This window comes from Pseudophaeobacter sp., from assembly GCF_039971195.1.
Lineage (GTDB): Bacteria > Pseudomonadota > Alphaproteobacteria > Rhodobacterales > Rhodobacteraceae > Pseudophaeobacter.
In genome coordinates this window covers 1-8,887 of record NZ_JBDWPJ010000158.1, presented here as the reverse complement: position 1 = coordinate 8,887, position 8,887 = coordinate 1, and the positions used below count along the sequence as shown (strand labels likewise).

At 60.1% G+C, this 8,887-nt stretch carries 13 protein-coding genes; 9 read left to right on the top strand and 4 right to left on the bottom strand.

Annotated elements, in window-relative coordinates; genetic code table 11:
• A partial coding sequence (locus tag ABJP42_RS14230) for a helix-turn-helix domain-containing protein (RefSeq protein WP_348341457.1) occupies positions 1 to 525 on the bottom strand: 525 nt, incomplete at its 3' end.
• A 105-nt stretch (positions 526 to 630) separates the two neighbouring features.
• Between ABJP42_RS14230 and ABJP42_RS14225 the strand changes: the two genes are divergently transcribed.
• The 3 genes from ABJP42_RS14225 to ABJP42_RS14215 are packed head-to-tail and all read left to right on the top strand — an operon-like array spanning position 631 to position 2,710.
• Complete coding sequence (locus tag ABJP42_RS14225; protein ID WP_348341455.1) at positions 631 to 837, top strand: DUF2061 domain-containing protein; 207 nt, start codon at positions 631 to 633, stop codon at positions 835 to 837.
• Positions 838 to 859: 22 nt separating this feature from the next.
• Positions 860 to 1,789 (top strand): fatty acid desaturase, encoded by a 930-nt coding sequence (locus ABJP42_RS14220; RefSeq protein ID WP_348341461.1) that lies wholly within the window; start codon positions 860 to 862, stop codon positions 1,787 to 1,789.
• Positions 1,790 to 1,807: 18 nt separating this feature from the next.
• Positions 1,808 to 2,710 carry an EamA family transporter gene (locus tag ABJP42_RS14215; protein WP_348341453.1) on the top strand — a complete coding sequence of 301 codons (903 nt, stop codon included), beginning with the start codon at positions 1,808 to 1,810 and terminating at the stop codon, positions 2,708 to 2,710.
• A 33-nt stretch (positions 2,711 to 2,743) separates the two neighbouring features.
• Here ABJP42_RS14215 and ABJP42_RS14210 read toward each other — a convergent pair whose 3' ends face one another.
• Together ABJP42_RS14210 and ABJP42_RS14205 are read right to left on the bottom strand one after the other, a co-directional pair.
• Positions 2,744 to 3,475, bottom strand: a complete 732-nt coding sequence (locus ABJP42_RS14210) for an NUDIX hydrolase (protein WP_348341451.1) — start codon at positions 3,473 to 3,475, stop codon at positions 2,744 to 2,746.
• Between the two features lie 36 nt (positions 3,476 to 3,511).
• A complete protein-coding gene (locus ABJP42_RS14205; protein ID WP_348341449.1) occupies positions 3,512 to 3,940 on the bottom strand; it encodes a DUF983 domain-containing protein in 429 nt (142 codons plus the stop codon).
• A gap of 211 nt (positions 3,941 to 4,151) precedes the next feature.
• Here ABJP42_RS14205 and ABJP42_RS14200 point away from each other — a divergent pair, with 211 nt between their 5' ends.
• The 4 genes from ABJP42_RS14200 to ABJP42_RS14185 all read left to right on the top strand — a co-directional run bounded on the left by ABJP42_RS14200 (position 4,152) and on the right by ABJP42_RS14185 (position 6,237).
• Positions 4,152 to 4,643, top strand: a complete 492-nt coding sequence (locus ABJP42_RS14200; protein ID WP_348341447.1) for an EF-hand domain-containing protein — start codon at positions 4,152 to 4,154, stop codon at positions 4,641 to 4,643.
• A gap of 82 nt (positions 4,644 to 4,725) precedes the next feature.
• The gene (locus ABJP42_RS14195) at positions 4,726 to 5,331 is read left to right on the top strand and encodes an RNA polymerase sigma factor (protein WP_348341445.1); all 606 of its coding nucleotides are present in this window, start codon (positions 4,726 to 4,728) and stop codon (positions 5,329 to 5,331) included.
• Complete coding sequence (locus ABJP42_RS14190) at positions 5,324 to 5,740, top strand: hypothetical protein (RefSeq protein ID WP_348341443.1); 417 nt, start codon at positions 5,324 to 5,326, stop codon at positions 5,738 to 5,740. The genes ABJP42_RS14195 and ABJP42_RS14190 overlap by 8 nt, the downstream gene beginning before the upstream one ends.
• Positions 5,737 to 6,237, top strand: coding sequence for a periplasmic heavy metal sensor (locus tag ABJP42_RS14185; protein ID WP_348341441.1), 501 nt, complete (start codon positions 5,737 to 5,739; stop codon positions 6,235 to 6,237). Before ABJP42_RS14190 ends, ABJP42_RS14185 begins: the two co-directional genes overlap by 4 nt.
• Positions 6,238 to 6,329: 92 nt before the next feature.
• Here ABJP42_RS14185 and ABJP42_RS14180 read toward each other — a convergent pair whose 3' ends face one another.
• Positions 6,330 to 7,766, bottom strand: coding sequence for a diguanylate cyclase (locus tag ABJP42_RS14180; RefSeq protein ID WP_348341439.1), 1,437 nt, complete (start codon positions 7,764 to 7,766; stop codon positions 6,330 to 6,332).
• Positions 7,767 to 7,881: 115 nt separating this feature from the next.
• On the opposite strand from ABJP42_RS14180, the gene ABJP42_RS14175 reads away from it, so the two are divergent.
• Both ABJP42_RS14175 and ABJP42_RS14170 read left to right on the top strand, forming a co-directional pair.
• Positions 7,882 to 8,166 carry a DUF3572 domain-containing protein gene (locus ABJP42_RS14175; RefSeq protein ID WP_348341437.1) on the top strand — a complete coding sequence of 95 codons (285 nt, stop codon included), beginning with the start codon at positions 7,882 to 7,884 and terminating at the stop codon, positions 8,164 to 8,166.
• A gap of 84 nt (positions 8,167 to 8,250) precedes the next feature.
• Positions 8,251 to 8,887: HAD family hydrolase (locus ABJP42_RS14170; protein WP_348341459.1), on the top strand; the 637-nt coding region annotated here is incomplete at its 3' end.

Below are 8,887 nucleotides of genomic sequence, written 5' to 3'. Positions count from 1 at the left end.
AAAAATCGGCATGGCGATTTCATAATCCGACTGCGATTGGCGCATCCAGGACAGGCGATCCTCGGAGGCGCCAATGGCCTGCCCTGCGGTGCGCCCCAGATGGGGGGAATACTCCCACTCCAAGAGGGCGCGGGTCTTGAGCATATCGGGCAGGGCTGCCGGCACATGGCGGATCTTGTAGCCCGCTGCCTCGACATGCCAGTCAAAGATCTGCTGGTCCACCAGGGCGCGCGGCGCCTCAGAGAGCGACAGGCTGGCGGCGGTCAGCTCGGCCGCGCTTTCAGGCCGGTCCGAGAGCGACAGGAGCCAATCGGCCGAAACCCCAAGCACCGAGGCGCAGGCGCCCACCACATGGGCATTGGGCAGACGGGCGCCTTCATCCTTTAACAGTTGCGAAATGGTGGAGCGATCAACGCCTGTGCCCCGCGCCAGGGCGCTTTGGCTGAGGCCGCTGTCTTTGAGAGCGCGGTTCAGGCGGATGCGAAACTGTGCGGCACGCAGGCGTTTGTCGATTCTATGAGGCATGTGTTTCAGATTATCACCATTGGTGGGAGAAGTTAATCATATTCAGAATTCTGCACTCAGAAGGGCGGGGCTACTGTTTGGGCGAGGCAATCATAGGAGTAGCAGATGGAAACGCGCAGGCGGTCGCTTGTTAAGGCTTTGGTGTGGAACGCAATTGGGTTCATCTCCATGGTCTCGGTAGGCATCGCGGCCACCGGATCCGCCAGCCTTGGCGGCACTATGGCACTGATCAACACGGCGCTGGGGTTTGGCTGCTATGTGATTTACGAGCGGATTTGGACCCGGATCAACTGGGGGCGGATCTATGTCTGATTTCCAAATGTCCAACCCTCAAATGCCAAATCCGGGCCAAGAAGTCGATTGTAGCAAGCTGCTGCCCTGCCGGGTGGAATGGGGCACGTTGGCGCTGATCCTGGGCTGTTATGGGCTCTGGCTTGCGGTGTTGTTTTGGATGCCGGGCGTGAGCCTTGCCCTGACGGTGTTTTGCCTTGGGGTGCTGGCGGCACTGCATTCTTCGCTGACCCACGAGGCGCTGCATGGCCATCCGTTTCGCAACCGCCTGCTGAACGAAGCGCTGCTGTTTCTGCCGCTGACCCTGTTCATCCCCTATGGCAGATTCCGCGACACGCATCTGGCGCATCACCAGGATGAGCGGTTGACCGATCCCTATGACGACCCCGAGACCAATTTTCAGGACCCTGCCATCTGGGCGCAGATGCCGGGCTGGCGACGGGTGATTTTGCAAGTGAACAACACGCTGCTGGGGCGGGTTTTGGTGGGGCCATTGCTGGGGCAGATCTGTTTTATGGCCGGGGACTGGCGTGCCGCGCGGAGGGGTAATCGGAACGTGGCCCGGGACTGGGTGCTGCACGGGATTGGTGTCACTCTTTTACTCGGGATTGTGGCTGTGACGCCTGCGCCACTCTGGGCGCTGGGGCTTGGGGCTTACATGGGGCTGGGCTTGGTGAAGATCCGTACCTTTTTAGAGCATCGCGCCCATTCGGACTGCCACAGCCGCACCGTGGTGATCGAAGATAGCGGGCCGCTGGCCTGGCTGTTTTTGAACAACAACCTCCACATCGTGCATCACCTGCACCCCGGCGTGCCCTGGTATGCACTGCCGCGGCTATACCGGGAGAACCGGGACAGTTTTCTCGGCGCCAATCAAGGCTACCACTATCCGAACTACAAAGAGGTCATGGCGCGCTACCTGCTGCGCAGCAAAGATCCGGTGCCACATCCGCTCTGGTCTTCCAAAGACTAGCCCGCCATAAAGGCGCCCATGTTGACCTGGATCCCTGTCACGATCGCCGCCGCCACCTTCCAGACCTTTCGCTTTATGCTGCAAAAGGTACTGAGCTCGGTCACTCTTTCGCCCGGTGGCGCGACCTTTGCCCGTTTTGCCTATTCGGCCCCCTTCATTCTCAGTGGGCTGGCGATCTACCTCTATGCCAGCGGCCAGAGCCTGCCCTCTCTTGGGCCCCAGTTCTGGGTCTTTGCCCTGATCGGCAGCATCTCCCAGATCCTGGCAACCATCTGCGTGGTGGCGCTGTTCAAGCAGCGCAATTTTGCCGTTGGTATCACCTTCAAGAAAACCGAAGTGATCCAGACCGCCATCGTCGGGCTGGTCATTCTGGGTGATGGTATCAGCGCCTGGGGCTGGGTGGCGATCCTGTTGGGGCTGGGGGCGGTGCTGGTGCTCTCAAAACCGCCCGAAGCTACAGGCGCCTGGTGGGTGCACCTCACCAACAAAGCCTCCAAACTGGGGCTGGGCGCCGGGGTCCTGTTTGCCTTCTCTGCTGTCAGCTATCGCGGCGCTTCACTACAACTGGGCGATCTGGCACCGATGTTTCGCGCCGCTGTGACCCTGGCCTCGGTGGTCACTTTGCAGACTCTGTTGATGGTGATCTGGCTGGCCCTGCGGGAGAAGGGGGAGATCACCCGCGTCTGGCAGGCGCGGCGGGTGGCGATCTGGGTTGGGCTGACCAGCCTGGGCGGCTCGTTCTGCTGGTTCTGGGCCTTCACCTTGCAGAACGCCGCCTACGTAAAGGCCTTGGGCCAGGTGGAGCTGCTCTTGTCCATTCTGGCGTCGCTGTTGTTTTTCAAAGAAAAGATCAGCCGACGCGAGATCGCCGGCATGGCCCTGTTGATCTTGTCGATCCTGGCGCTGGGGTTGGCGATCTGAGGTAGGGCTGAGATTTATCCGGCCTGCCAGAACTCAGTCAGAGCTGGGCATCGGGTGGCCTTTCAGGCGCAAAAACAGACTTTCTTCGTCGTTGTTGCAGAAATAGGGCACGCTGGTTGGTGGCTCACGGTCTTTCAATCGGCCGGTGACTTCGGCCAGAACCACCTCGGTGATAAAGGGCAGATCAAAGCTGCGCACCTTGCTGAGCGGGATCCATTGCAGATGCGAGAGCTCATCCGATGCCTGCGAAAAATCATCCAGATCGCCACTGATCTCATCGGCATCAATCAAGAAGAACCGCGCATCAAAGCGACGGGGGCGCCCCGGAGGCGTCAGGGCGCGAAAGACAAATTGCAGCGCGCGGGCAGAAGGCAGATGGCCAGTGGCGGCAAAGCCCTGCCAATCGGCGGCGATCTCGTCCAGCCAATCACCGGGATGGCCGAGGATCAGACCAGTTTCTTCCCACAGCTCGCGAATGGCAGCAATGGCCAGGGCGTGATCGAGCCCCTCGCTGGCTTGATCCGCCAGCCGGACCCGGCAGACCTCGGGCAGGGGCTGAGCCAGCGGTACCTTGGCATCTGCCAGATCAACAGCGCCGCCGGGGAAAACAAATTTGTTGGGCATAAAGGCGGCCTTGGCACCGCGTTGGCCCATCAACACCTTTGGGTTATCGCTCATCCGGTCGCGCAGGGCGATAATGGTTGCTGCATTGCGGATAGCGCTGCGGTCTTCGGATGTTACGCCCTGAACTGCTCTGTCGCTCATAGACCGGCCTCTCCCTTATGTTCTGTCTTTGGGATGTCAGCTCTTAGTGTCAAAGCCATGCATCCGGCGCGCCCATTGATAGGCGATCACCACTCCTTTTAGTCTTGGTAAAAGATAGAGAGAAGAGACAATGCAGCCAATCGAGAAAACAGAAAACGTTACGAGAGGTTCTGGCCGCCAGGTGAAATAGACCACATGCAACAGCGGCGCCATGATGTGGCCGACAATCAGAATGGTCAGATAGGCGGGGCCATCATCGGCGCGTGCCTGGGACAGGTTCAGGCCGCAGTTCGTGCAGGTCTCATTGACCTTGAGATAGGAATGCAGCGCTTCTCCCTGGCCGCAATCAGGGCATTTGCGCCGCCAGCCTTTGGCCAGGGCGGGCCAGGTGGCGCGCTCTGGACGGCTCTCTGAGGTCGGGGAGCCTGTCAATTCACTGCTGGCAGAAGCCGAGGTCTCGGTCATTGGACATCCTGTGATTTTGGCGCAATCATCCTCTGTCTATGAGGTAAAGAAAAGCCAAAGGAAATCTCTGCGGCCCGATGCCGCAATTCTGGCCCCGCAATTCTGGCCATAGTATTTTTGCCGATCCAACGACGGAAGTTCGAGGGTGCCCCGTTTAGTCTGTGTCTCCGGCAGCAAAGGGCTGCCCTTAGGAGCGCATAGGAGAGCAGACATGACACAGACCAAAATCCTCGCCGTGATCCTTGCAACCGCTGGTGCCTTGGCCGCGACAACCGCCATGGCCAAGCCCGGCTGCGGCAGTCATGGGCCAAAGATGCAGTTCGAAGAGCTGGATACCGATGGCAATGGGGAGATTTCCAAAGCCGAAATGGAAGCGCATAAAGCAGCCCGGTTCAGCGCCACTGACACAGATGGCGATGGTATGATCTCGGCGGATGAGATGCTGGCCAAAATGCAGGAACGCGCCGCCAAACGGGTTGAGAAAATGATCAACCGGATGGATAAAGACGGTGATGGCATGCTGAGCGCCGAAGAAATGGCCAATCGTGGTCGTCATGGTGATATGTTTGGGCGTATGGATAGCGACGGCAATGGCGCTATTTCCAAAGAAGAGTTCGACCAGGCCCGCGAAAACCGCGGTGGCAAACGACGGGGTGGCCAGGGGAGAGACTGTGGCGGCGCCACTCAGACGGAGCAGAACTGATTAGAAACCGGTGGTTCACTCAGACCCCATATCTGCCGCGCAGCCCCCGCTACAGGGGCTGCCAGCTTGGCAGCGCTGTCGGGTGAGCGAGGCTCATGCACAGCAGCCAGGAAAGGCTGAATCTGGCGTCAGCGATGATGCCTTGCTGGTCTTGTTTACCAATGGCGATGCGCGCGCTGCTGCTGCACTGACGGAGCGGCTGGGACCACGTGCCTTTGGCGTGGCGATGCGGGTGCTGGGCAATCGTGCCGCCGCCGAGGACATCACGCAGGAGGCGATGATGCGGCTGTGGCGGATGGCCCCGGACTGGCAACCGGGTCAGGCAAAAGTCTCAACCTGGCTTTACCGGGTGGTGATGAACCTCTGTATTGACCTGAAGCGTCGACAGCGCGGTGGCCATGTGGATCTGGATGCCATTCCCGATCCGCCGGACCCAGGTCGCTCGGCACCGGAACAGCTGCAGGACACGGCCCGCCATGATGCCCTGCAGCAGGCGCTGATGCTGCTGCCCGAACGGCAGCGCCAAGCGGTGGTTCTGCGCCACATAGAAGACCTGACCAACCCGGAGATTTCCGGAATTATGGAGATTAGCGTTGAGGCTGTCGAAAGCCTCACAGCACGCGGTAAACGGGCGCTGGCAAAGATCCTTGCCAACCGTCGAGATGAATTGGGGTATAGCGATGTCTGACAAAGAGAATGGACTGACTGACGTGAGCGGCTTGGATGATCTCTTTGCTGTGGCCCGAAATACCCCAGTTGAGATGCCTGCAAGCCTCACGGCGGCTATTCTGGCAGATGCAAGCCAGGTGCAAGAGCTGCATCGGCAGGCCGCTTTGCAAAGCCTACCCGGGGCGAGCCGTGGTGAACAAGGCGCCGCTCAGCGCCTGTGGCGGCAATTTTCGGCTGCAGTCGGCGGCTGGCCTTCGCTTGGTGGGCTGGCAGCGGCCAGCCTGACCGGGCTGTGGCTCGGCCTGGCGCCGCCCTCGTTTTTACCGGACCCGGTGGCAAGCTATGCTGCCTTTTCCAGCGGGTCGGAACTGATAAGCAACCAGGGCTATGATGTGAGCCTGATGATGAGTGATGAGGTGTTCGAATGAACAATGAGCAAAACACGGGCTTGCGATCTGGCATGCGTCCCTGGCTCAAGGTTGTTTTGGTCCTGTCGCTGGCTCTGAACCTCGCGGTGATCGGCATCGGAGCCGGGGCTGCTTGGCGGTTCCACGGCGGTGGCCACCAAAAAGACGGGCCGCCTATGCTGGGGCGCTTTATCTTTAAGGATATCGGCCGCCAGGAAGTGCGCAGATTGTTGAACGATCATGCTGGTGAAGACGGAACCCCGCGTGAGAGACGCCGGGCGGAAATGGAACAAGTGATTGCTCTGGTCGGGGCTGATACCCTGGACCTGCCTGCTGTGAAAGCGGTGCTGGAGTCGCATGTTGTCGAAACCAACAGCTTTATGCTCTCAGTCACTCGCGCCTGGGAACAGCGTCTTGCAGGGCTGAGCCTGAACGAGCGCCGTGAACTGGCAGAGCGGATGCAGAGGCGGTTGGACCATGGGCCGCGCCATCACCGGGGGCCTGCAAAAGATCGCTAGGCCGCAACAGAAAGGCGGGCTTTGATCGTCACCTGAAATGCAAGGGGCGGCCCAAATGTGGGCCGCCCTTTTGCTGTTCCAAGAGGTGTAGCTTAGGCGGCGGCGGTGGTGTTTTTGCTCAGGGTGACCTGATTGCGGCCCGCATTCTTGGCATCATAAAGCGCCCGGTCAGCGTTTGAGATCAGCTCTGACACGCTGGTCGTGCCCCGGTCCTGGCCGCGGCAGGCGCCCGGTTCATTACCGCAGTTGGGGTCGCGGCCAATGACCGCGCCGATGCTGATGGTCACCTGAATTGGCGTGTTGACGCCAGGCACTTGAAAGGGCTCGCTGTTGATGGCGTTGCACAGCTCCACGGCTGCGATGCCGGCGGAAATCTCATCAGCACCAGGCAGCACGATCATGAATTCTTCGCCGCCCACACGGGCCACCAGATCCACTGGCCGCATCTGCGCCTGTAGACGGCGGGCGGCCTCGACCAGAACGGCGTCGCCTGCGGGGTGGCCGTATTCGTCATTGATCTGCTTGAAATGATCCAGGTCGGCCAGCATCAGGGCAAAACTGTCACCTGTCTCGGCGGCGCGTTTGGCAGTGCGATCCAGAAAAGGTTTGGCGTAGCGACGGTTGTAGAGCCCCGTCATCGGGTCTTGTACTGCGGCCCGCAGCCCATTGCGCACGCTGTCGCGCAGCCGGTCGTTGCGGGATTTATATTGCAGCTGGGTGGTCAGGCGCAGGGCGAGCTCATCCACATCAAACCCGGCCTGCAACACATCATGGGCACCACGATCCAGCGCCTCGGCCGAGATCATGGGATCCGCCGGGTTTGGCACGGCAATCACCACCGATTGACGGGTGGCAGCGCGGGCGCGCAGATCGGCCAGCAGGCGCAGACCAGGACCGGCAGAGATCTCGTTCAGCTCGATGACAAAGACATCTGCCACAGGGGCGCTCATCATCAGTTTGATATCGTCCAGATCGTGGCAGCGCAGCTCATAGGGGACGTAGTCTTCCAGCTGCTTGGCCCAGGCCTGGGCGGTCTTTGGATCCTGAGCGACCAGTGCCACGGTGGCGCCCTTGGCCTCTTCATGGCCCGCACGATCAGAGAGAGGCAGCACAAAGCCATGGGAGGCATCGCGCTGCATATGCAATTCTTCGTTGGCGCTGCGCGCCCGCAGCAAGCTGCGAATGCGGGCCTGCAGGATCACATCGTCCACCGGCTGCGGTAGTACATCGTCGATCCCGGCTGACAGCGCATTCAGGCGGCGTTCGGGGGCGTTGGACTGGGTGATGGCGATGACGGGAACATCGGCGAGCAGTTCATCTTGACGCAGCGCGTCTTTGACATCGGCAGCGGTGCCGTCAGGCAGGGTCATGGCGGTCAGCACCAGATCCGGGCGGCAGTGGCGGGCGGCTTCAAGAACGTCTGCCACACAGTCAGCCTGTTCCACACCGTAGCAGGCCGCAGTCAGCTGAACCTTCAGCATGATGCGGTTGGTGGAAATGCCATCAATGACTAGGATCGTTCCTTGCACGCGGGTCGCCTTTCAAGCCTTTTGCTCGCTACACTGGAAGTTTCTGCCAAACAGGTTAAGAAACTGTTTCGGGTTTTTACTAATTTGTCCGCAACATGTCAGGAATGGGTCCGCCATGCAGATTACCGCTGATCAAGCCGAGGTAATTGGCCTCAAGGCACTTGCCTGGTTGATGGCAAATGATGAGTTGTTACCAGTGTTTATGGGCGCCACGGGCGCTGCAGAGGGCGACCTGCGGGAAAATGCCGGGGATCCCGAGTTTTTGGGCTCTTTGCTCGATTTCTTAACAATGGACGATGCCTGGGTGGTGCAGTTTTGTGATCAGGCGGGATTTTCCTATGAGACTCCGATGCTGGCGCGGATGGCTTTGCCCGGTGGCGCACAGGTGCATTGGACCTGAGTCGCCGCGCTGGCCAGAAAGCGCTTGCGCCAGTCTGAATTCACCTTACGGTCCGCGCTGAACCAGAACATGCAAGGACATGCAATGCCGGTAGACGCGCTTCTTTTTGACAAAGACGGAACGCTTTTTGATTTTGGCGAGACCTGGAACACCTGGGCGCAGGATATGCTGGTGCAGCTGTCGCAGGGCGATGACGCACGGGCCGAAGCCATGGCCACAGCGATCAGTTTTGATCGCCAAAAGGGTGAGTTCAATCCCGATAGCCTGGTGATTGCCGGCACCAATGGTGAAGTCGCCGCGGTCTTGGCTCCCCATGTTTCGCAGATGACAGAGGCTGAGCTTGAGCGTTTTCTCGCCCGTAGTGCCGCCACCGCGGCCCTCAGTGAAGCAGTGCCTCTGGCCGAGTTCCTCGATGGGCTTTTGGCCCGTGGCAAGGTGCTGGGCGTGATGACCAATGATGCCGAGATCTCTGCTGTCAGCCAGTTGGAGCGGTCAGGTGTGCTGGACCGGTTTGCCTTTGTGGCCGGGTTTGACAGCGGCCACGGAGAAAAACCTTCGGCGGATCCCTTGCTGGCCTTTTGTGCTGCAACCGGCGTGGAACCAGGGCGGACTGCAATGGTGGGCGATAGCCTGCATGATCTGGAAGCGGGGGCGGCTGCGGGCATGACTCGGATCGGGGTGCTAACTGGGGTGGCGCTGCATCAGGATCTGGCGCCTCACG